The 22,677-nt window shown below is 63.4% G+C and carries 12 protein-coding genes and 1 pseudogene; 10 read left to right on the forward strand and 3 right to left on the reverse strand.

The features are described from left to right. Window positions 1–202 precede the first annotated feature (202 nt). The 6 genes from HB777_07625 to HB777_07650 all read left to right on the forward strand — a co-directional run bounded on the left by HB777_07625 (window position 203) and on the right by HB777_07650 (window position 14,919). Window positions 203–2,131: an outer membrane protein assembly factor gene (locus HB777_07625; GenBank protein ID QND63783.1), complete on the forward strand. Its 1,929-nt coding sequence runs from the start codon at window positions 203–205 to the stop codon at window positions 2,129–2,131. A gap of 3 nt (window positions 2,132–2,134) precedes the next feature. Continuing rightward, on the forward strand, window positions 2,135–8,188 hold the full coding sequence (locus HB777_07630; GenBank protein QND63784.1) for a translocation/assembly module TamB: 6,054 nt from the start codon (window positions 2,135–2,137) through the stop codon (window positions 8,186–8,188). Window positions 8,189–8,453: 265 nt separating this feature from the next. Continuing rightward, window positions 8,454–10,106 (forward strand): ABC transporter substrate-binding protein, encoded by a 1,653-nt coding sequence (locus tag HB777_07635; protein QND63785.1) that lies wholly within the window; start codon window positions 8,454–8,456, stop codon window positions 10,104–10,106. A 260-nt stretch (window positions 10,107–10,366) separates the two neighbouring features. Beyond that, the gene (locus tag HB777_07640; protein ID QND68704.1) at window positions 10,367–11,368 is read left to right on the forward strand and encodes an ABC transporter permease; all 1,002 of its coding nucleotides are present in this window, start codon (window positions 10,367–10,369) and stop codon (window positions 11,366–11,368) included. A 12-nt stretch (window positions 11,369–11,380) separates the two neighbouring features. Beyond that, entirely contained in the window at window positions 11,381–12,538 is a 1,158-nt protein-coding gene (locus tag HB777_07645) for an ABC transporter permease (GenBank protein ID QND63786.1), read from the forward strand. A gap of 47 nt (window positions 12,539–12,585) precedes the next feature. Next, window positions 12,586–14,919, forward strand: a complete 2,334-nt coding sequence (locus tag HB777_07650) for an ABC transporter ATP-binding protein (GenBank protein QND63787.1) — start codon at window positions 12,586–12,588, stop codon at window positions 14,917–14,919. A 12-nt stretch (window positions 14,920–14,931) separates the two neighbouring features. On the opposite strand, the gene HB777_07655 is transcribed toward HB777_07650, so the two are convergent. Beyond that, a complete protein-coding gene (locus HB777_07655) occupies window positions 14,932–15,522 on the reverse strand; it encodes a transglycosylase SLT domain-containing protein (GenBank protein ID QND63788.1) in 591 nt (196 codons plus the stop codon). Between the two features lie 217 nt (window positions 15,523–15,739). Here HB777_07655 and HB777_07660 point away from each other — a divergent pair, with 217 nt between their 5' ends. Together HB777_07660 and HB777_07665 are read left to right on the forward strand one after the other, a co-directional pair. Then, complete coding sequence (locus HB777_07660) at window positions 15,740–17,278, forward strand: trimethylamine methyltransferase family protein (protein ID QND63789.1); 1,539 nt, start codon at window positions 15,740–15,742, stop codon at window positions 17,276–17,278. 57 nt (window positions 17,279–17,335) lie between these two features. Further along, window positions 17,336–19,763 (forward strand): annotated as a pseudogene (locus tag HB777_07665) (FAD-dependent oxidoreductase). Between the two features lie 33 nt (window positions 19,764–19,796). On the opposite strand, the gene HB777_07670 reads toward HB777_07665, so the two are convergent. Beyond that, window positions 19,797–20,189 carry a DoxX family protein gene (locus tag HB777_07670; GenBank protein QND63790.1) on the reverse strand — a complete coding sequence of 131 codons (393 nt, stop codon included), beginning with the start codon at window positions 20,187–20,189 and terminating at the stop codon, window positions 19,797–19,799. A gap of 182 nt (window positions 20,190–20,371) precedes the next feature. Here HB777_07670 and HB777_07675 point away from each other — a divergent pair, with 182 nt between their 5' ends. Next, window positions 20,372–20,875 carry a hypothetical protein gene (locus tag HB777_07675; protein QND63791.1) on the forward strand — a complete coding sequence of 168 codons (504 nt, stop codon included), beginning with the start codon at window positions 20,372–20,374 and terminating at the stop codon, window positions 20,873–20,875. A gap of 82 nt (window positions 20,876–20,957) precedes the next feature. Here HB777_07675 and HB777_07680 read toward each other — a convergent pair whose 3' ends face one another. After that, window positions 20,958–21,734, reverse strand: coding sequence for a VOC family protein (locus HB777_07680; protein ID QND63792.1), 777 nt, complete (start codon window positions 21,732–21,734; stop codon window positions 20,958–20,960). Between the two features lie 171 nt (window positions 21,735–21,905). Here HB777_07680 and HB777_07685 point away from each other — a divergent pair, with 171 nt between their 5' ends. After that, entirely contained in the window at window positions 21,906–22,643 is a 738-nt protein-coding gene (locus HB777_07685; GenBank protein ID QND63793.1) for a gamma-glutamylcyclotransferase, read from the forward strand. The last annotated feature ends 34 nt before the right edge of the window (window positions 22,644–22,677 follow it).

Consider the following 22,677-nt stretch of genomic DNA (forward strand, 5'->3'; position numbering starts at 1 on the left):
CGGCAGGGTTCCGCCTGCCAACGGTTTCCTTTCCGGCCGATGACCGGTAGTACCTCCATAGGACAGGGGATCACGCTTTCTTGCGGCGACGCAAAAGGTGTGAATTCCAAGCCCGTCCTATTTCAGACAATTGGATTGTGGCCCCTTTACGAGCGCTTCAGAACTTCATTCCAATTTTAGTTTTATAACCTAGGTTGTCTTAATGCCGGCGCATGAAGAGCAGATGTCAGGAGGTCGCGCGCCAGGGCGTGCGCTTCCGCGCGCCCTGCTTTTGGCCATGATGTGCTCGAGCGCGCTGGTCGCCGAATCGTGGCCGGCGGCGGCTTTCGAGCTTTTCGGCATCAAGCTGTGGGGATCGTCCAGCGACGAGGATGCCGACATCGTTGACCCCATGCGCTATGCCGTCACCATCAATGCCCCCGACGCCGACAAGGATCTGGTCAAGAAGCTCGAAAACGCCTCGACGCTGAAAAGTGACGAGGAGCGTCCGGTTTCCGGCTCGCTCGGACTGATGGCCAAGGCACGCGGCGACCGCGAACAGCTGGTCGCCACGCTCTATGCCGACGCCCGCTACGAAGGCGTCGTCACCGTCACCATAGACGGCAAGCCGCTCGACGATTTGCCGCCGGATGCCGAATTCAAGGGGCCGCAACCGGTCCCAGTGGTCATCGACATTGCCAGCGGGCCAAAATTCACTTTGGGCAATATCCGCCTCGAGGGCGACGCGGCGGGGCTGATGAGCGCCGACTACGGCCTGATATCAGGCGGCGACGCCGGGTCGGGCGCCGTGCTCAAGGCCGAAGCGCTGATCGTGCGGACGCTGAAGGAGCAAGGCAGGCCGCTGGCCAAGGTCACCGACCGCCAGATCGTCGCCGACCATGCCACCTCGACGCTCGATGTGACGCTGACGGTCGCCGCCGGGCCGGTCGCCGGCTATGGCCCGACCACGGTGGAAGGCACCGAGAAGGTCGATCGCGACTTCACCGAATACATGACCGGCCTCAAGCGCGGCCGGCAATATTCGCCGCAAGAGATCAGCGACGCGCGCGACCGGTTGCTGGCACTCGAGGTTTTCAACAGCGTCACGTTCAAGGAAGCCGACGCGCTCGATGCCGAGGGCAACATTCCGATCGGCGTCCAGGTCAGCGAGCGCAAACCGCGTTATTTCGGCGTCGGCGGTACCTTCTCCAACACCGAGGGGCTGGGCCTGGAAGGCTATTGGGGCCACCGCAACCTGTTCGGCCGGGCCGAGAAGCTGCGCATCGACGGCGCCATCAGCGGCATCGGCAGCAATGACCTCAGCCAGCTCAATTACAATGCCGGCATCATGTTCGAAAAGCCGGGCGTGATCGGGCCGGCATCGAAGTTCTTCGCCAGCGTCAAGACCGTGCTCGAACATCCTGATGCCTACGATCATTTCTCGGTCAAGGGCAGCACCGGCCTGTCCTACGAACTGACCAAGAAGCAAACGGTTTCGGCCGAGGTGGCGCTCGACTATTCCCGCATCCACGACGCTTTCGGCAAGCACAAATATCTGATCGCCAGCATTCCGCTGCAATATGTCTATGACAACAGGGACAACCGGCTGAACCCTACCAGCGGCTTCCGCGTGCTGGCCTATGCCGAGCCGAGCTACGACATTTTGAGCGGTGCGGCCTTCCTCAAGCTGAAGGGCGAGGGATCGGCTTATCAGTCGCTGGATACGGCTTCGAAGTTCGTGCTGGCCGAACGTGTCGCCATCGGCTCGATCGTCGGCACCAGCCTCGAACACGTGCCGGCGGACCGGCGCTTCTATTCCGGTGGCGGCGGTTCGGTGCGCGGCTATGCCTATCAGGGCATCGGCCCCAAGGATTTCACCGGCCAGCCGATCGGCGGTCTGTCCTTCTTCGAAACCTCGGTAGAGATGCGCATCGCCATCACCGACACGATCGGCATCGTACCATTCGTCGATGCCGGCACCGTGTCGACCAAATCGGTCCCCGATTTCGCCGACGTCAAGGTCGGCGCCGGTGTCGGGCTGCGCTATGTCACTCCGTTCGGGCCGCTGCGCATCGACGCCGCCGTGCCGCTCAACCGCGATCCGGGCGATCCGCATTTCGGCATCTATGCCGGCATCGGACAGGCATTCTGAGCGATGAAAATAGTCTGGCGCATCCTCCGCATTGTTCTTTACACGCTGCTGATCGTGGTTGCGGGCGCGATCGGCGCGCTGGTGGTGCTGACCAAGACCGAGCGCGGCCGCGACAATCTCGCTGGCATCATTTCGCGCCTGGCTTCGAGCGACGACCGCAAGATCACCGTCAGCGGCATCGACGGCATCTGGTCCGGGGCGCTCAGCGTCGACCATGTCGTGCTGGAGGACCGCGAGGGCGCCTGGCTGGTGGCACGCAAGGTGGCCGTCGACTGGTCGCCGCTGGCGCTGCTGTCGAAGAACTTCAGCGCCGACCGCATCGCGGCGGAGCGCATAGAACTGGCCCGGTTGCCGGTGGCCAGCACGCAGCCGGCGTCGAGCGGCGGCACGACGACGCTGCCGGTTTCGCTCGACATCAAGCAGATTGACCTGCCCGAGATCGCGCTGGGGCAAGACCTTGCCGGCAGCGGCATCGCCGAACTCGCCGCCAAGGGCATGCTCAAGGCCGACGCCGCGCCGCTGGCGGTCGAGACGGTTCTCAACGTCACCCGCCATGACGGCAAGCAAGGCAATGTCGACGCCAAGATCCATTTTGCGCCGGCAGACAACAGGCTCGACCTCGACCTCAAGGCCTCGGAGCCGGCAGGCGGCATCATCGCCAATCTGCTCAAGCTGCCTGATGCGCCGCCGGTCGATATAATCGTCTCGGGCACGGGACCGCTCGCCAATTGGAACGGCATAGGCACGTTCGCGGTCGACGGCAAGATCGTCACTCAGCTGACGGGCCGCCACCAACTGACCGACAAGGGAAATCACATTGAAGCCAAGGGCGACGGCGACTTCGCCCGCTTCCTGCCGGAGAATTTGAAGCCGCTGTTTGCCGGCAAGACCAGTTTCGATGTCGCGGGCACCGCCACCTCAGCCGGTGGCGTCAGTGTCGACCGCGCTAATGTTGACAGCGATGCGGTGCATGGCACCGCCACCGGCATCGTCGATCCTGCCGGCGCCAGCGATCTCTCGGTCGAACTCACCGCCAAGGGCCCGCCCGTCGTGATCAGCGTCGGCAGCAAGGCACAGCCGATCACGCTGGCGATCAGCAACGCCACCGCGCGCGCCTTCGGCGACGGCAAGGCGCCGATCATCGACATCGGCGCCTCCTTCGTTTCGATCGTGGCCGGCGGCACGCGGCTGGACGATCTGGTGGCGCAGATCCATTCCGACGGTTTCGACATCCAGAACCGCGCCGGGCCGGTTACCGTCAAGCTTGTAGCGGGTGGTCTCAAGACCGACGTGGCGACGCTGGCGCCGCTGATCACCGGCAAGGTCGATGTCGATCTGGCCGGATCGGTCAGCAAGGACGCCATCGCCATCGACCAGGGCACATTGCGCTCCGATGCGCTCAACGCGTCGCTGACAGCGACAGTGGCGCTTGCCGATCTGTCGATGCAGCTGAAGATGAACGCGGATGCCGTGGCGACGGCCTTTCCGCCGCAGATCGCCTCGGTGCTCGGCGCCCGGGTGAAATTCTCGGCCAGCGCGGCTCGCGATCCGCAGGGATCCTTCGCCGCCAACTCGATCGAGTTCACGTCCGGGTCGCTCAGCGCCAGCGGCACCGCCAGCACCCAAGGCACCGACATCCAGGCCGACATCAAGGGCAAGCTGGGCGACGTTTCCGTGCTGTCGCCGATGGTCGGCGTGCCGGTTGCCGGTGGTATCGATTTCGCGCTGTCGGCAAGCGGCGCCATGACGGCGCCGGATTTCACTGTTACCGCCGACAGCGACAGCCTGACCGCCTCGGGCCGCACGGTGAAGACCATCAAGCTGACGGCGAGCGGCAAGGCCGACATTGCCAGCCCCGCCGCCAATATCTCGCTGACCGGTTCCGTCAACGACCAGTCGCTCGATATCAAGGCGGCACTTGTGACGAGCGAAGGCAAGCGTTCGATCAATGGCTTCCTGGTCTCGCTGGGCGACAACAAGGTCTCGGGCGATCTCGCGCTGGACGACACGTACATGCCGCTCGGCACGCTGACGCTCGACGCGCCCGCTATCGACCAGTTGGCCGCACTGGCCGGCCAGGCGGTGACGGGCGACATCGACGGCACCATCCGCTTTGCCAAGGAGGGCGACGCGCCCTCCGTCGCCATCGACGCGAAGAGCACCTCGATCGCGCGCGGCGAGGTGACGGCCAAGGCCATCACCGTCAATGCGCTGATCGCCAACTATCTCAAGGCGCCGGCGATCGCCGGTTCGATCAAGGCTGACAGCGTCACCTCGGGAACCACCGAAATCGGCGGCATCGGCGTCGACCTGAAGCGTGACGGCGACTGGACCAATTTCACCGGCGGCGCCACCATAGCTGGCATTCCGGCAACCGCTGCCGGCCGGGTGAAGATCGCCGATGGCACGACCAGCGTCGAGATCGCCTCGGGCGAAGCGACGGTTCGCGGCATCAAAGCGGCAATCGCTCAAGCCTCGACGCTGAGCATCGCCAACGGCACGGCCAGCATCGAAAGACTGGCGCTCGATATCGGCGGCGGTTCGGTGACGCTGTCGGGCACGGCTGGCCAGACGCTCGACCTCACGGCGCAATTTTCGGCACTGCCGGCGGCACTGGCCAATGATTTTTCGCCCGGTCTCGATGCCGTGGGCACGCTTGGCGGCACGGCTCAGGTGTCTGGATCGCCGGCCGCTCCCGACGTCCGTTTCAACGCGCAGCTGGCTGGCGTCGAAACCAGCCAGACCCGCCAGGCGGGGCTCGGGGCCCTCGCTGTAGACGCTGCCGGCAGCTACACCATGGCCGGCGGTGTTGTGCTCGATCAGGCGACGCTGACCGGCGACAAGATTTCCGGCAAGGCGGCCGGCACCCTCAACCCGAACGGCGCCAGCGATTTCGCGCTCGATCTCATCTCATCTGGCCCCAGCCTGCCCCTGACTGTCGGCAGCGCCGAGAGCCCGGTCAAGATCGAGATCCAGTCCTTGTCGGCAAAGGTAGCGGGCGAGAGCACGCGGGCCCGCCTGGACATCTCCGCGATCCTACCCTCGATCACCACCAGCCCGGCGAAGGTGGACGGGCTTGCCTTGGCATTGCATTCGGATGCGTTCGATCTCAAGAACCGTGCAGGGCCGGTTTCCGGCACGGTGTCGGTGGACAAGGTCGGTCTCGACAATCCCGCGATCGCACCGCTGATCGCTGGCAAGGTCACGGCCGCACTTAGTGCCCGGCTGACAGCCGACGCGGTCGCCATCGACAGCGGCTCGCTCAAGAGCGATGCGCTGAACAGCCAGATCGCCGGCCAGGTGTCGCTGCGTGACGGCGCCATCGACCTCAATCTGAAGGCGGATGCCCCATCATCGGCCTTGCCGGCGGCGGCGCGCGGCATGCTCGGCGAACGCGCGCAGATCAGCGCCACGCTGAAACGCGACCCCAACGGCAGTATCGCTATAGGCGGCTTGAAGCTGACCTCGGGCGCGCTGACTGCAGAAGGGCAAGCCAGCCTTGCCGACAACAAGGTCGCCGCCGACCTCAAGGGCGCGCTGAGCGACATCGCGCTGCTGTCGAAGGATGCCAAGGGCGCCATCGCCTTTGCTTTGAACGCACAAGGGCCGGCCACGGCGCCTGATCTGTCACTGACGGTCGACAGCGACAGGCTTCTGGTGGCATCGCGCGAGATCACCGGCTTGAAGCTGACCGCCACCGGCAAGGCCGATGCCGCCAACCCGGCGGCGAATGTGCAACTGACCGGCAATGTCGCCGGCCAGGCGCTGCAAGGCAGTGCGGTGCTGGCGACGGCGGACGGCAAGAGCGCCATCAACGGCCTGCTGCTGTCGCTGGGCAAGAACAGGATTTCCGGCGATCTGGCGCTGGATGAGAAGTTCGTGCCGGTCGGCACCATCGCGCTCGACCTGCCCGATATCGGCCCGCTGGCGGCGCTGGCGCTGGAAAAGGCCGAAGGCGACGTGCGCGGCACGATCGCCTTCTCGAAGAACGGCACCGCGCCGCAGGTCGCGATCAAGGCGACCACGGCATCGATCTCTCGTGGCGACCTGCAGGCGAAAGCTGTCTCAATCGATGCGCTGGTCGCCAACTATCTCGCCGCACCCGTGATCTCCGGAAAGATCCGCGCCAACACCGTCACGTCGGGTGGCACCGTGATCAGCGGCATCGATGTCGACTTGAAACGCGACGGCGACTGGACCGGCTTCACCGGCGGCGCAACCGTCAAGGGCATTCCGGCACAGGCCGCTGGCCGCGTGAAAGTGGCCAATGGCACGACGACCATCGAGCTCGCGTCGGGCCAGGCGACCGTACAGGGCATCAAGGCGGCCATCGCCCAGGCCTCGACCGTCAGCATCGCCAATGGCACGACGACGCTGGACCGGCTGGTGCTCAACCTCGGCGGCGGTACAGCGACGGTGACCGGCAAGGTCGGCACGGCGCTCGACATCAACGCGACGCTGGCGCGGGTGCCGATGTCGCTCGCCAACAGTTTCTCGCCGGGGCTCGACGCCGCCGGCTCGATTTCGGGCACGGTCAAGGTGACGGGTGCGCCGGCGAATCCTGCCGTCGCCTTCAACATCGATGCGGCCGGGGTGCAGACATCGCAGACCCGAGGAGCTGGTGTCGGGGCGGTCAGTGTTTCCTCGTCGGGTACCTTCGGCGGCAACAAGCTGACCTTCAACGCCAATCTCAGCGATGGAGCCGGCCTTGGCCTCAAGGGCGGCGGCACCGTGACGACGGCAGGCACGCCGGCGCTGGTGCTCGATTTCAATGGCGCCGTGCCCTTCGGCCTGCTCAGCCAGAAACTCGCGGCGCAGGGCCTGTCGCTGTCTGGAACCGCCAATGTCAACGTCCAGGTGCGCGGTCCTGCCTCATCGCCTGTCATCGGCGGCAGCGTCAGCACCTCCGGTGCGCGCCTTGTCGATGCGCGCTCGGGTCTCGCCGTCAACGATCTTGCCGCCGATGTCTCGATCGCCGGCGGCGTCGCCCGGATCAACCGGCTGACCGGGACGCTGTCGACGCGCGGCAGCCTGTCGGCAAGCGGCACGGTCGGCATCAATCCGGCGCAGGGTTTCCCGGCCGATCTGTCGATCAAGCTGGTCGACGGCCGCTATACGGACGGAAGGGTGGTAACGGCCAACCTCGGCGGCGACCTGACGATCAAGGGACCGCTCACATCCGCACCGGTTATTGCCGGCACAATCAATCTCGCCAAGACGGTGGTTACGGTTCCAGACAAGCTGCCCGGCTCGCTTTCGGCGCTCGACGTCAAGCACAAGAACGCGCCGGGCGCGGTCAAGGCGCAGGACAAGGCGTTGCGGCCGCCGGCGACCAGCGGCAAGGGCGGCGGCACTGGCCTGGTGCTTGATGTCACGGTCAACGCGCCGAACCAGATCTTCATCCAGGGCAGGGGCGTCGACGCCGAACTCGGCGGCTCGCTCAAGCTGACCGGCCCGGCCTCGTCGCCGCAAGCGGTCGGCACCTTCACCCTGCAGCGTGGACGGCTGTCGATCCTCGGCAAGCGGCTGACCTTCACCGAAGGCACGGTCGGCTTTTCCGGCTCGCTAGTGCCTTATCTTAACCTGACGGCGACCACGACGACGACCAGCGCCACCGTCACCATCGTGGTGTCGGGCGAAGCGACCAATCCGAAATTCACCTTCTCCTCGGTGCCGGCGCTGCCAGAGGACGAGGTGCTGGCGCAATTGATCTTCGGACGCTCGATGTCGAACCTGTCGCCGCTGCAGATCGCCCAGCTCGCCGAGGCCGCCGGACAACTGGCCGGTGTCGGCGGTTCGACGTCGCTGCTCGAAAACCTGCGCAGCGCCATCGGCGTCGACGATCTCGACGTCACCACGGACGACAAGGGCGGCACGGCGGTTTCGGCCGGAAAGTATCTCAACGACCGCACCTATGTGACGATCCAGAAGGGTGACAAGCCGGGCTCTGGCAAGGCGACGATCGACCTCAATGTAGGGCGCGGCGTCAAGCTGCGTGGCGAGGCCAACGACGCCGGCGAAGCCAAGGGCGGCATCTTCTACGAGAAGGAATACTAATCTCCGGCGGGACTTTTGGCCCCATGGCGGCTCGATGCTGGTGCTGTCCGGGTCCCGGTAAATGTCTCAGTTTAATCGACTATCGAGATTCCAGAAGAATCCGTCGGACAGTAGCAAATTTGCGCCAAGACTGTCGTTATCACGCGAACCGCTCCCTTTTCAAAGTTGCACATTCCCTAACATGTTCTCAATCCACGCCGTCTTTGACATCATGGCCTGGATGCGGAATGTTAAAAGGCGGAAAGCCAACAATGGGAGTTAAGTCATGACAATTTATAAGAGCAATGGCGATCGCGTTCCGGATCACATCCTGGCCATGGCCGAAGAAGCCAAGGCAGGCAAGGTCGATCGCCGCGAATTCCTGGCCATGGCCAGCGTCTTTGGTGCGTCGACGGCAATGGCCTACGGCTTGCTCGGCCTCGCCGACCCGACGCCGGCGAAGGCCGAAGAGGTAAAGGGCAAGAAGGGCGGCACGCTGAAGATCGCCCAGTGGATCAAGGATCCCAAAGACCCGCGCAAGGCCGACTGGTCGGAAATCGCCAATGCCGAGCGCCAGGCGCTTGAGCCGCTGGTCAAGTACACACCCGAATACACATTCCGCCCCTATCTGCTGGAAAGCTGGGACGTCAACGACGACGCCACGCAGTACACGCTGCATGTGCGCAAGGGCGTCACCTGGTCGAATGGCGATGCCTTCACCGCCGCCGACGTCGTCTTCAACCTAAAGCGTTGGGCCGACAAGAAAGCCGAAGGCAATTCGATGCCCGGCCGTCTCGGCTCGCTGGTCAAGGACGACAAGCTCGACGAAAGCGCCGTGACCATGCCTGACGACCACACGGTCGTGCTCAAGCTCGGCAAGCCTGACATCGCGCTCATTCCCAACATGTGCGACTATCCCGGCCTGATCGTCCACAAGAGCTTCGATGAGAAGGGCGGCGACTTCAAGGCCTGCCCGATCGGCACCGGCCCGTTCGAGCTCGTCTCCTACGATGTCGGCCAGAAAGTGGTTTACAAGCGCCGCACCGACGACAAGTGGTGGGACGGCGAAGTGTTCCTCGACGGCCTGGAATTCATTGACTACGGCACCGATCCGGCGGCCATGGTCAGCGCTTTCGAAGCCGGTGAAGTGCACACCAATTTCGAGACTTCGGCCGACTACGTGTCGATCCTCGACGGCATGGACCTGGTGAAGTCGGAAATCGTCACTGCTTCGACCATCGTCTGCCGCACCAACGTCAACAACAAGCCTTATGGCGACCAGAAGGTTCGCAACGCGCTGCAGCTCGCGGTCGACAACAATGTCGTTCTTCAGCTTGGCTATGGCAATGCCGGCACCGTTGCCGAAAACCACCATGTCTGCCAGATTCATCCGGAATATTATGAGCTTGCGAAGGTCGCCCGCGATCCGGCCAAGGCAAAGGCGCTGATGGCGGAAGCCGGCCAGGCCGACTTCGAACACGAGCTGATCACCGTCGACGAGGACTGGCACAAGAACACCGGCGATGCGATCGCTGCCCAGATGCGCGACGCCGGCCTCAAGGTGAAGCGCACCGTGCTGCCGGGCTCGACGTTCTGGAACGATTGGACCAAGTATCCGCTGTCCATGACCAACTGGAACATGCGGCCGCTTGGCGTCCAGGTGCTTGCGATCGGCTATCGCACAGGCGAAGCCTGGAACGAGACAGGCTATTCGAACCCGGACTGGGATGCCAAGCTCAATGCGGCGCTCGCCGTTGCCGACGCCGCCAAGCGCAAGGAAATGATGAAGGACATCGAGCAGATCCTGCAGGATTCCGGCATCATGATCCAGCCGTACTGGCGTAAGCTCTACAGCCACTCGGTCAAGGCGGTGCAGAACTACAAGATGCATCCGACTTTCGAGCGCGACTACGGCAAGGTCTGGCTCGACCAGGCTTGATCGCACTGACAAGGGGAAGGGGCGTCGCCCCTTTCCCTCGCTCTTTGCGTCGTCCGTCCCTGTTGGTCCGCGCTTTCTCAAAAAAGTTGCGGACTCGCGGGCAAGGTCATGCAACAAAAACAGGGTTGATCGCATCCGAAGGCCTGTTTGACAGCCAGCCCCGCCGGTCACGGCAGGGTTGGCTTTCATAGCCGGCTCAAACCCCAACCCATCGGCAGGGGACCGCCATGCTTTCCTTCGTTATCAGGCGTCTTGGCACCATGGCATTGACGATGCTGTGCCTGACCATGGTCGTCTTCTTCCTGATCAACCTTGAGCCCAATTTGAAGAAGCTGGCGATCAGCCAGACCGAAATGCATACCTCGGCCGAGCAGCTCGAGAGCTGGCTGGTCAACCATGGCTACCGGCAGAACTTCTTCGTCCGCTACGGCCAGTGGCTGGGCGTCGTGCCCAAACAGCCGGTGACCGACCCGGCGACCGGCAAGCCGGCGCAGCGTTTCTCCTTCTGCAACGATCCGCTCGTGCCAACCTTCGCCGGCGTTTTCGAGGGCGATTTTGGCTGCTCGACCAAGTTCAAGGCAACCGTTGCCTCAAAACTGTTTCCCGCGCTTGGTGCCACCGGCATCCTGATGTTCTGGGTGCTGGCGGTGATGGTGCCGATCTCGCTTTTGATCGGCATCCTTGCCGGCATGCGGGAGGGGTCGCGAACCGACCGCGTGCTGTCAGTGGCCTCGATCGCCTCGACGGCGACGCCTGAATACGTATCGGGCGTCATTTTCACCGTCATCTTCGCCTCATGGCTTGGCTGGCTGAACGGCTCAGCGGCTTCGGCCAGCCAGGGCATCACCTTCTACAATTTCACGCTGCCGGTGATGACGCTGGCGATCTACGGCATCGGCTACATCGCCCGTATGACGCGCGCTTCGATGGTCGAGGTGATGACGCAGCAATATATCCGCACCGCCCGATTGAAGGGGCTCTCCTTCGGCAGCGTGGTGGTCAAACATGCGCTGCGCAACGCGCTGATCGCGCCCTTCACCGTCATCATGCTGCAGTTTCCCTGGCTGCTCACCGGCGTCGTCATCGTCGAGGTGATGTTCCGCTACCAGGGGTTTGGCTACACGCTGGTCGAGGCGGCCGGCAACAACGACATCGACCTTTTGCTCGGCTGCTCGCTGGTCTCGGTGTTCATCGTCTTGATCACGCAGCTCATTTCCGATGTCGGCTACGCGTTTCTCAATCCGCGTATCAGAGTTCAGTAGGGGGCGAAGCGGATGCCGGTTCAATATATCAGTGGCTTCACCGTCGTTCTGGAAGTGCTGTCGCGCTTCTGGCCGGTCTGGATCGCGCTCCTCATCGTCATGGGAGCGAGCTTCGCCTACAAGAAGAAGCTGGCGCTCTATGGCCAGCTCTTCGACAGCGGCGTCGGCATCGTCGGCGTCGGCATCTGTCTGTTCTGGCTGTTCACGGCGATCTTCGCCGCGACCATCTCGCCCTTCGATCCGCTGGCCCAGATCCCCATCATGAAGGACGTGCTGCCGGGCGCCGTCGAACCGCAATCGGGGCTGACCTATCTGTTCGGCGGCGACAAGCTGGCGCGCGACGTGTTTTCGCGCATGGTCTATGGCAGCCAGATCGTGCTGATTATCGCGCCTGCCGCAACCGGCTTCGCGCTGATGGTCGGCATCACGCTCGGCTTGCCCGCGGGCTATTACGGCGGCAAGATCGACACCGTGCTGTCCTTCCTGGCCAACCTTGTGCTGGCCTTCCCGGTCATCCTGCTGTTCTACCTGCTGGTGACGCCGGGCATCATGGACACGCCGATCCCCTATGGCATGGCCGGCGTCTTCTTCCTGTTCCCGATCATCTTCTTTTCCGTGCTGTTCTGGACGCGCTACAAGAACCGGCCCGACCGGCTCTACATCCTGCTCGGCATCACCCTGATCCTCGGCGGCTGGATCTACCTAGGCCTTGTGTTCGACAGGGACCCGCTGCACATCGTCCATATCGATCCCAATCAGCTCAACATCTTCGTGGCGGTGGTGTTCGCCTCCAGCCCCGGCGTGTTCCGCATCGTGCGTGGCCTGGTGATGGACATCAAGACGCGCGACTATGTGGCGGCGGCGCAGACGCGCGGTGAATCGCCCTGGTACATCATGCTGTGGGAGATCCTGCCCAATGCGCGCGGGCCGCTGATCGTCGATGCCTGCCTGCGCATTGGCTACACCACGATCCTGCTCGGCACGCTCGGCTATTTCGGCCTTGGCCTGGCGCCGGAAAGTCCGGACTGGGGCACCGCGATCAAGGACGCGAGCCGCCTGCTGCGTTCCTTCATCCACCCGGCGCTGCCGCCGACAATCGCACTGATGTCGTTCGTGCTGGGCTTGAACCTGCTCGCCGACTCGCTGCGCGAACAATCGATGAAAGATTGATTGACGGGCTTCGGCCCGCATCTGGTAAAATTGGATTGGAGCGACCCATGAACGAGGCAGTTCGAAATCCCGCCAAGCCTACCAACGGGCCGATCATCGAGATCGAGAACCTGTCGATCTCCTTCTTCACCCGCAAGGGTGAGATACCGGCCGTCATGGATTTTTCCTGCACCGTCATGCCGGGCGAGGCGATGGGCATCGTCGGCGAATCCGGCTGCGGCAAGTCGACCGTGTCGCTCGGCATCATGCGCGATCTCTCCAACATCGGGAAGATCGTCGGCGGCAAGATCAAGTTCCAGGGCAAGGACATGGGCGAGCTCACCGACGAGGAGCTGCGCTCCATTCGCGGCAACAAGATCGCGATGATCTACCAGGAGCCGATGGCGAGCCTGAACCCGGCGATGAAGGTCGGCCAGCAGCTGATGGAAGTGCCGCTGATCCACGACAAGGTGTCGAAGGAAGAGGCCTACAAACGCGCGCTCGATATGGTGCGTTCGGTCAAGCTACCCGATCCCGAGCGCATGATGCGCTCCTATCCGCACCAGCTCTCCGGCGGCCAGCAGCAGCGCATCGTCATTGCCATGGCGCTGCTGTCGAAGCCGGCGCTGCTTTTGCTCGACGAGCCGACGACGGCGCTCGACGTGACGGTCGAGGCGGGCATCGTCGACCTGGTCAAGGGGCTCGGCGAGAAGTTCGGCACATCGATGATCTTCGTGTCGCACAATCTCGGCCTGATCCTGGAAACCTGCGACCGCATCACGGTGATGTATTCGGGCGAAGCGGTCGAGACCGGCAAGATCAAGGACGTGTTCGACCGGATGCGCCATCCCTATACGCAAGGGCTGTTCCGCTCGATCCCGCTGCCCGGCGCCGACAAGAATTCAAGGCCGCTGATTTCTATCCCAGGCCAATTGCCGTTGCCGCATGAGCGGCCCAAGGGCTGCAATTTCGGCCCGCGCTGCCACCATTTCGTCGAGGGCGTCTGCAACGCCGCCGAAATCCCGATGATCGAGGTCGAGGGACATGAAGGCCATTTCTCGCGCTGCGTGCGCTTCAACGAGATCGACTGGGAAGCGCTGCCGCCCGGCGCGAAGAAGGTCAATGAGCGCGTCGTGCCCGGCGCACCGGTGCTCAAGATCGAGGACCTCAGAAAATACTACAAGGTCGGCGGCAGCGAAGTCTTCGGCTCGAGCGAAGGCCGCGTCGTCAAGGCCAATGAGACGATCTCGTTCATGGCACGCGAATCCGAGACCGTTGCCATCGTCGGCGAATCCGGTTGCGGAAAGTCGACGCTGGCCAAGGTGCTGCTCGGGCTGGAGACCGCAAGTGCCGGCACGGTGACGCTGGGCAACAAGGAAATCCAGTCGACCGGCATCGAGAAGCGCAGCGTCGAAACCGTATCGTCGATCCAGATGGTGTTCCAGAATCCGTTCGACACGCTCAATCCCAGCCATTCGGTCGGTTCGCAGATCATCCGCACTTTGGAGAAATTCAATGTCGGCAAGACGGTTGCCGATCGCCGCAAGCGCATGCTTGAACTGCTCGACCTGGTGAAGTTGCCGCGGGCGTTCGAGACCCGCAAGCCGCGCCAGCTCTCCGGCGGCCAGAAGCAGCGCATCGGCGTGGCGCGCGCCTTTGCCGGCGATGCCAAGGTGGTGGTGGCCGACGAGCCGGTCTCGGCACTCGACGTGTCGGTGCAGGCGGCGGTGACCGAGCTTTTGATGGACATCCAGCGCAAGAACAAGACGACGATGCTGTTCATCAGCCACGACCTGTCGGTCGTGCGCTACATCGCCGACCGCGTCGTCGTCATGTATCTCGGCTATATCGTCGAGCAAGGCACGACCGACCAGATCTTCGCGCCGCCCTACCACCCCTATACCGAGGCGCTGCTGTCGGCGATCCCGATCGCCGACACCAGCGTGGTGAAGCGCCACATCGTGCTGGAAGGCGACATCCCGTCGGCGATGAACCCGCCTTCGGGCTGTCCGTTCCAGACCCGCTGCGGCTACAAGAAGCTGGTGCCGGACAATCTGTGCGAGACCAAGGTGCCGCCGGTCAAGCATCTCGGCGACGGCCATATGAGCCTGTGCTGGCTGGCCGACGACGTGCTGGCCAAGATGGAGCCGGTGATCAAGTTCGACAAGGAACACGCCGCGCATGAGGGTGTGCCGGAAGACGCGCCGCACGGCACTGGGCCGGCTTCGACAGGAACAGCGCCCAACCGGCCGCGTGGCAAATCGTCGACCGCGGAAGCGGACGAGATCGGCGAGGCCGTGGAGCAGGGCCAGGCTGGGATGCGAGCCCGTCGCCACAAAGTAATCGACGAGTCTTCCGAGACCGGTGTTAAAAAGCCGAAAGATACGACAAGGCGGCACTAAACCGGGAAGGCGCTAGTTGCCACATTGCTGCAACTGGACGGCGTAGTCCCGCGCCATCTTCTCGGTCGCGCGGGCATAACCTTGCACACCGGCATCGCCCCGATTGCCCCGGCCATAGGCGGTCCAGCCGAGATAGTAGGCGAGGTAGAGATTGTAGGTGTCGTTGCGGGCGACGCCATATGTGTCTGCCGTCTTGGAATGATACCAGCCGACGAAATCGACCGCGTCGGCGAATTTCGTCCGCCGCGCCGCCCAGTTGCCGGTCTCGCTCTGATATTGCGACCAGGTGCCGTCCAGCGCCTGCGAGAAACCGGTGGCCGACGAGACGTGCTTCCACGGAATGAAGCCGAGCAGCTTGGTGCGTGGCGGCCGGGCATTGCTCTTGAAGCCCGATTCCTTGCGAACCGTCGCCATCAGCACGGGAACGGGAATGCCGTATTTCTGCTGGGTGCGCTCGGCGGCCGACTGCCAGTTGTCGAACCAGCCGTCATTCTGGTCGAAGACGGCGCAGACATTGTTGATGTGATTGGGCGGCGTGGCGCAGGCCGAAAGCGCCAGCAGCACACAAACCGCACCAATTTTACTAAAACTCGGACTACGCATTGGCAGAGCAATAGGCCGAAATCATAAAGGGAATCTTGCTGCGCTCGTTAACGCTTCGCCGGCGCAGTCTCCCAAGGAAATCCAGTATCGATAATCCGACGCATTTCGTCGTTTTTTCTAAACAGATATCGCAGAAATGCCGCCGTGGATAAAATCACGCCCGCAAACGGCGTATTTCTGACAGCTTGCCTGGTTTGCCGGGGCTTTGATGCCAGGCATGAACGAACCAAGACGCAAACGCGGCGCCGAGCGCACCAGCAACAGGGGGCCGTCGGCCATCCCGCAACTGCCGCTGCGGCGGGTGACAAATCCCTATCCACCAATGGCCATGCTGTCGCCCGACCAGATCGAACAGATCCACCAGGGGTCGATGCACATATTGGAGAATTTCGGTATCGAGGTGATGAGCCCGCGCGCGCTGTCGCTGTTCGAGAAGGCAGGCGCCAAAGTCGATCACGCCTCAGCGAATGTCCGTATCGATCGTGGCCTGGTCGCCGAGGCGCTGAAGACCACGCAGTCCAGCTATGTGTTGACGCCGCGCAACCCGGCCAAGTCAGTTCATCTCGGCGGCAACACCATCAACTTCACCCTCGTTGCCGGGCCGCCCAATGTGCATGACATGGAGCGCGGCCGCCGCGCCGGCAATTTGCGCGACTATGCGGACCTCACCCGGTTGGCGCAGCATTTCAACTGCATCCATATGCTCGGCAACCAGGTCTGCGCGCCGGTGGAACTGCCGGCAAACTCCCGTCACCTCGATACCTACTTCACCAATCTGACGCTGACCGACAAGAGCTTTCATGTCTCGGCGATCGGCCGGGGCAGGGCGTTGGATGGCATCGAGATGATGGCGATTTCGCGTGGGCTGACGCTCGACCAGATGCGCGACGATCCCGGCATCACCACCATCATCTCGGTCAACTCGCCGCGCCGCTTCGACGAGATGATGGCCGAGGGGCTGATGACCATGTCCGAATTCGGTCAGTCGGTGGCGGTGACGCCATTCACGCTGATGGGGGCGATGAGCCCGGTGACGCTGGCCGGTGCGCTGGCGCAGCAGAACGCCGAGGCGCTGTTCGGCGTCGTGCTGACGCAGCTGGTGCGACCCGGTGCGCCGGTGATGTACGGCGCCTTCACCTCCAATGTCGACATGAAGTCAGGCGCGCCGGCCTTCGGCACGCCTGAGAACACCAAGGCCAACATCGCGTCGGGGCAACTGGCGCGGCACTACGGGCTTCCGTACCGCACGACGCCGGGCTCGGCCTCCAACGCCGCTGACGCGCAAGGCGCCTATGAGACGCTGATGGCGCTGTGGGGCGCGGTGCTCGGCCACGGCAACCTGGTCTACCACGCCGCCGGCTGGCAGGAGGGCGGGCTGACGGCATCGTTTGAAAAGTTCATCATCGACGTCGAGATGATCCAGCACATGATGGAGTTCCTGCGCCCTATCGAGGTCAACGAGGCCGAGCTTGCCGTCGAGGCTCTGGGCGCGGTGCCGACCGGCGGCCATTTCTTCGGCGAGCCGCACACGCTGGAGCGCTACGCCACCGCCTTCTACCAGCCGATGCTGTCCAACTGGCAGAATTACGAGGCCTGGCAGGAAGCCGGCGGGCTCGACGCCACGGCGCGCGCGACACGGCTGTGGAAGAAGGCGCTGGAAGATTATGTCGAGCCGGTGATGGATATCGCCGTGCGCGAGGCTCTGGAGGCCTACATGGCCAAGCGCAAGGAAGCGATCGGGCAGGGCGAGCCGTGATCCCTCCCGTCTTGATTCATCTCACCCATCCAACTCACTGATATCAGAGAAAAATCCATGAAATCGCATGCAAAGGTCGTGGTCATTGGCGGTGGCGTCGTCGGGTGCTCCGTGCTGTTCCATCTCGCCCGCCACGGCTGGACCGATGTCGTCTTGCTGGAGCGCGACGAACTGACATCGGGTTCGACCTGGCACGCGGCCGGCGGCATGCACACCATCAATGGCGACCCCAACGTCGCCAAGCTGCAGAAATACACGATCAACCTCTACAAGGAGATCGAGGAGCTTTCCGGCCAGGCGACCGGCGTGCATCTGACCGGCGGCGTGCTGCTGGCGGCGACCGAGGCACGGCTGGACTGGCTGCGCGGTGTCGTTGCCAAGGGCCGCTATCTCGGCATCGAGCTTGAGGAGATCTCGCCCAACGAAGCGGCCGAGCTGATGCCGCTGCTCGATCCCAAGCAGTTTGTCGGCGCCGTCAGAAACAAGGAGGACGGCCATCTCGATCCCTCCGGCGTCACCCACGCCTATGCCAAAGCCGCGCGCAAACTGGGTGCGGAGGTCGAGCGCTTCACCAAGGTCGAGGACATCGTGCGGCGTCCTGACGGGCTATGGCGCGTCATCACCAACAAGGGCGAGGTGGTGGCCGAGCATGTCGTCAATGCCGGCGGCCTGTGGGCGCGCGAGGTCGGCCGCATGGTCGGCCTCGAACTGCCGGTGCTGGCCATGGAGCACATGTACCTGATCACCGAGGACATGCCGGAAGTCGCCGCCTGGAACGCCAAGACCGGCACCGAGATCATCCATGCGGTCGACTTCGATGGCGAGCTCTATCTGCGCCAGGAACGCGGCGGCATGCTGATGGGGACCTATGAGAAAGCCAACAAGCCGTGGTCCGAATACCAGACGCCGTGGAATTTCGGCCATGAATTGCTGGCGCCCGACATCGATCGCATTGCGCCATCGCTGGAGGTCGGCTTCCGGCATTTCCCGGCCTTCCAGAACACCGGCATCAAGCAGATCATCAACGGCCCTTTCACCTTCGCGCCGGACGGCAACCCGCTGGTCGGACCGGTGCGCGGCCTGCCGGGCTTCTGGGTCGCCTGCGGTGTCATGGCCGGTTTTTCACAGGGCGGCGGCGTCGGCCTGGCGCTGTCCAACTGGATGATCGAGGGCGATCCCGGCGCCGATATCTGGGCGATGGATGTCGCGCGCTATGGCGACTGGGCGACGATGGCCTACACCAACGCCAAGGTGCGCGAGAACTATTCCAGGCGCTTCTCGATCCGCTTCCCCAATGAGGAGCTGCCCGCAGGACGGCCGCTGAAGACGACGCCGGTCTATGACCTTTTGTCGGCCAAGGGTGCGCAATGGGGCGTTGCCTATGGGCTGGAGGTGCCGCTCTGGTACGCGCCAGCGGGTGTCAAGGACGAGTTCTCCTGGCGCCGCTCGAGCGACTTTACACAGGTTGCCAAGGAGGTCGCGACCGTTCGCGATCGCGTCGGCTTGTCCGAGATTTCGAGCTTCGCCAAATACAAGGTGACGGGTGAGGGGGCGGCCGCCTGGCTCGACCGGATGCTTGCCTGCAAGCTGCCGAAGCCCGGCCGCATGACGCTGGCGCCAATGCTGAAGGAAGACGGCAGACTGATCGGCGATTTCACGCTGGCCAATCTCGGTGGAGGTGAATGGTTCCTCGCCGGTTCGGGCATCGCCGAGCAATACCATATGCGCTGGTTCGAGAAGCACCTGCCCGGCGATGGTTCGGTCCGCGTCGAGGCGCTGGGCGCGAAGCTCACCGGCCTGTCGATCGCCGGGCCGAACGCGCGCGATGTGCTGGCAAAGGCCACGCGCTCGGACGTCTCCAATACGGCATTTCCGTTCATGGCCATTGGCAGGATGGATATCGGTATGGCGCCGTGCCTGGTCGGCCGCGTCAGCTACACCGGCGATCTCGGCTATGAGATGTGGGTAGCGCCGGAGTATCAGCGCGCCGCCTTCCAGGCCCTGATGGTGGCGGGCGAGGAATTCGGCATCGGCCTGTTCGGCTCGCGCGCGCCTCAACGCGCTGCGGCTGGAGAAGAATTACGGCTCATGGGGGCGCGAATACCGGCCGATCTACGGACCTCTGGAAGCCGGACTCGACCGCTTCGTCGCTTATGGCAAGGACGCCGACTTCATCGGCAAGGCCGCGGCGCTTGCCGAGCGCAAGCAGGGCGGCAAATTGCGCCTGCGCGTCTTCATCGTCGATGCCGACGATGCCGATGTCATTGGCGACGAGCCGATCTGGTTCGACGGCGCGGTGCGCGGCTGGGTGACGTCTGGCGGCTATGCGCATCACTCGAAGAAGTCCGTCGCCGTCGGCTACGTGCCGAAGGAGATCGCCGATAAGAGCGACGGCTTCGAGATCGAGCTGCTGGGCAAGCGCCATGCGGCGCGCATGCAGGCTGCGCCGCTGTTCGACGCCAATTTCGAAAGAATGCGTGCCTGAAATCAGGCACGCATTATTCAAATTATCAAGGCGCTAGGCGCTGCGGCGGTTGTCCAGCGCGAAGGCGCCGGCGCCGGCAAACACCAGATAAAGGAAGATGAAGCAGAACGAGATCGCCGCATCGCCACCGTTGTTGACCGGGAAGAAGTCGCGCGGCATGTGCGCCATGAAATAGGCGATCGCCATCTCGCCGGCCAGAAGGAACGCGACCGGGCGGGTGAACAGCCCCAACGCCAGCAGGATGCCACCGGCGAATTCGAGGATGCCGGAGCTGAGTGACAGCCCACTCAAAGCACCGGCATGGTCGCTGACCGGGAAATTGAACAGTTTCTGGCTGCCGTGCTCGATAAACTGCAGCGCGGTCATGATGCGCAGTACGCCCAGAGCCTGCGGCTGATACTTGGCGAGGCTTTCGAAAAGCTTCATCTAAAACTCCATTTTGGCGTCCCGGACCGGCCATAGATTATCGCCCGGAAATGGACCATTCACTTCCCATGGCCTGCCATCAACAATCGGTGATTGGAAATGTTCCCCAGCCTGGTCTTTCATATTATTCTCGTCAGGGTTGCATTCTTATCGCGATGGTTGTATGTGAATGCTCTCAACATGTGGGTTCCCTTTGCCATGAAAAAGTCGTCATCATCCTGTTCGCTATCCTTGCAGGCACCAGCTTCGCCATGGCCGAGGACGCCGGCTGTGAGGCCTTCAAGTGGCCAGTCACGCGGGAACAGGCGCTGTTTGCCGCCGCCCCGGCAACACCGTCCGGAGCGACGCTGGCGGTGGGCGCTGCCGCGGATCTGGCACTGGTGCCGGTGGAGAAGGCCGGCTTCGCGCTGGCGCCCGAACATGCCCCGGCGTCAGGCACGTTTGGCGCCGTCGCCAGCGTGGACGTACCGGCCGAGGGGGCCATCCAGATAAGTCTGTCGGGGGAGGCCTGGATCGATGTCATCCAGGATGGCCAAGCCATCAAGTCGGCCGGCTATAGCGGTGTGAAAACCTGCCCCGGCATCCGCAAGAGCGTGCGCTTCAAGCTCGCGGCCGGCCCCGCCACCGTCCAGTTCAGCGGTGCGAAAAAGGCAGATCTGAAGGTCGCGGTGCTGGCGCCGGAATAGGTCGGCGCCAAGCAAAGGAACACGGCCTTCATCGATGGTGCGATGAAAGGCCGGTGCTTTGTACCAGCCGTGTTTATCGCCGTCAGCGCACCGGCGCCATCAAGGCGAAGTGTGCGCCTTGCGGATCCTGGCACTGCACGATCCAGCTGCCGCCGGGGACCTCCATCGGCCCCATCAGGATCTTGCCGCCATTGTCGGTCACCCGTTTGGCCGCCGCGTCGATGGCCGTGACGTTGAAATAGAACTGCCAGACCGGGACCGGAATCTGCTGCGGCTTGTTCATGATGCCGCCGCCGGATTCGGGACCGGCCGTAAACGTCTGGTAGGTGCCCATCGGACCCATGTCGAAATCGCCAGCATTGGCCCAGCCGAACTGATCGGAATAGAAGTCGAACGCGGCCTTCCAGTCGCTCGTGTAAAGCTCGTGCCAGCCGATATGGCCCGGCGTGCTGGCTGGCACGACAGGCTGGTCGGGACCGTTCGGCTGCAGGAACATGAAGGTCGCGCCCTGCGGATCGGCTACGACGGCAAAGCGGCCGACGCCTGGAATGTCGTCGGGCTGACGGTGGACGGCGCCGCCGGCTTTCTCCAGCGATGCCGTCGAGGCATCGACTTCACTTGTCTTGATGTAGCCGAGCCAAGCGGGTGGCATGCCCATCTTGGCGGCATCCTCGGGCATCGTCATCAGGCCGCCGACGCCACGTTCGCCGACATTCATGACGACATAGCGCGGCATGCCGGGCGCCACGTCGAAAGGCTGCGCCGTCCAGCCGATCACCTTAGGGTAGAACGCCTCGGCGGCGTCGAGATCTGTGGTCATCAATTCGTACCAGAAGAAGGGCATCGGGGATTTTGGCATGGTCGGTCTCCTCACCGTTCAGGCATCGATCGTCGTCCGATCCATCCTAGGACGATCTTCACGACGGAAATCCGACACCGCCCGGACGATAATGGTCGAACCGCGGTAAGCGTTCCCGGTTGCGCGCCCCGCGTTTTTCGATTTCTCTAGGGTGATGAGGGGGTGCTGTTCATGCGCTTGATGTCGCTCACGCCCGAGCTTGTCGCACTGTGCCACCGGGAGGAGGCCGATCCCGGTCCGGACCCGAGCTGGACGGAGTTGAACGACGCGGATTTCCGGACGCTTGCCTTGCGGCTGTCCGAGGAAGCCGACGAGGGGCCGCTATGGGTGTTCGCTTACGGATCGCTGATCTGGAAGCAGGAATTCGAGTCTGTCGAGCAACAGCTCGCTACCGCCTTTGGCTGGCACCGCTCCTTCTGCCTCGACATGGTGCGTTGGCGAGGCAGCGCCGAGCAGCCGGGTTTGATGATGGCGCTCGAACGGGGCGGACGCTGCAACGGGGTGATCTATCGCTTGCCGGAGGGCGAAAAGCCAGCCCAGATCGAAAGGCTGCTGCGGCGTGAGATCAGCGACCACGAAAGCATCGACACGGTCCGGTGGCTGCCGGTGCATACGCCGCAAGGCGCGCTGCGTGCGCTTGGCTTCTGGGTCGGCGTGAAGGGCAGGGGAACGTCGCTGAACCAGCCGCTGGACAGAGTGGCGAGCGTTCTGGCCAGGGCTTGCGGGCATATCGGATCCGGCGCCGAGTATCTCTACAACACGGTCAGCCACCTTGAAGCGTTCGGCATCCACGACCGCAATCTGTGGCGGCTGCAGCAACTGGTCGCCGAGGAGGTCCGGGCTATCCATGGCCATGGACTTGAGCCCGGTCCTTCGGTCCCGCTGCAAACGCAACCGCAGTTGCCATAACATGAGTAAAAAAATCATGTTATTGTCGAGCCTT

The sequence above is a fragment of the Mesorhizobium loti genome (genome assembly GCA_014189435.1).
Classification (GTDB): Bacteria; Pseudomonadota; Alphaproteobacteria; order Rhizobiales; family Rhizobiaceae; genus Mesorhizobium; species Mesorhizobium loti_G.

What these genes read in the sequence shown, in the direction of transcription:
- HB777_07625 (QND63783.1), top strand. Translation starts at nt 203, where the DNA reads ATGCCGGCGCATGAAGAGCAGATGTCAGGAGGTCGCGCGCCAGGGCGT.
- HB777_07630 (QND63784.1), top strand. Translation starts at nt 2,135, where the DNA reads ATGAAAATAGTCTGGCGCATCCTCCGCATTGTTCTTTACACGCTGCTG.
- HB777_07635 (QND63785.1), top strand. Translation starts at nt 8,454, where the DNA reads ATGACAATTTATAAGAGCAATGGCGATCGCGTTCCGGATCACATCCTG.
- HB777_07640 (QND68704.1), top strand. Translation starts at nt 10,367, where the DNA reads ATGGCATTGACGATGCTGTGCCTGACCATGGTCGTCTTCTTCCTGATC.
- HB777_07645 (QND63786.1), top strand. Translation starts at nt 11,381, where the DNA reads ATGCCGGTTCAATATATCAGTGGCTTCACCGTCGTTCTGGAAGTGCTG.
- HB777_07650 (QND63787.1), top strand. Translation starts at nt 12,586, where the DNA reads ATGAACGAGGCAGTTCGAAATCCCGCCAAGCCTACCAACGGGCCGATC.
- HB777_07655 (QND63788.1), bottom strand. Translation starts at nt 15,522, where the DNA reads ATGCGTAGTCCGAGTTTTAGTAAAATTGGTGCGGTTTGTGTGCTGCTG.
- HB777_07660 (QND63789.1), top strand. Translation starts at nt 15,740, where the DNA reads ATGAACGAACCAAGACGCAAACGCGGCGCCGAGCGCACCAGCAACAGG.
- HB777_07670 (QND63790.1), bottom strand. Translation starts at nt 20,189, where the DNA reads ATGAAGCTTTTCGAAAGCCTCGCCAAGTATCAGCCGCAGGCTCTGGGC.
- HB777_07680 (QND63792.1), bottom strand. Translation starts at nt 21,734, where the DNA reads ATGCCAAAATCCCCGATGCCCTTCTTCTGGTACGAATTGATGACCACA.
- HB777_07685 (QND63793.1), top strand. Translation starts at nt 21,906, where the DNA reads ATGCGCTTGATGTCGCTCACGCCCGAGCTTGTCGCACTGTGCCACCGG.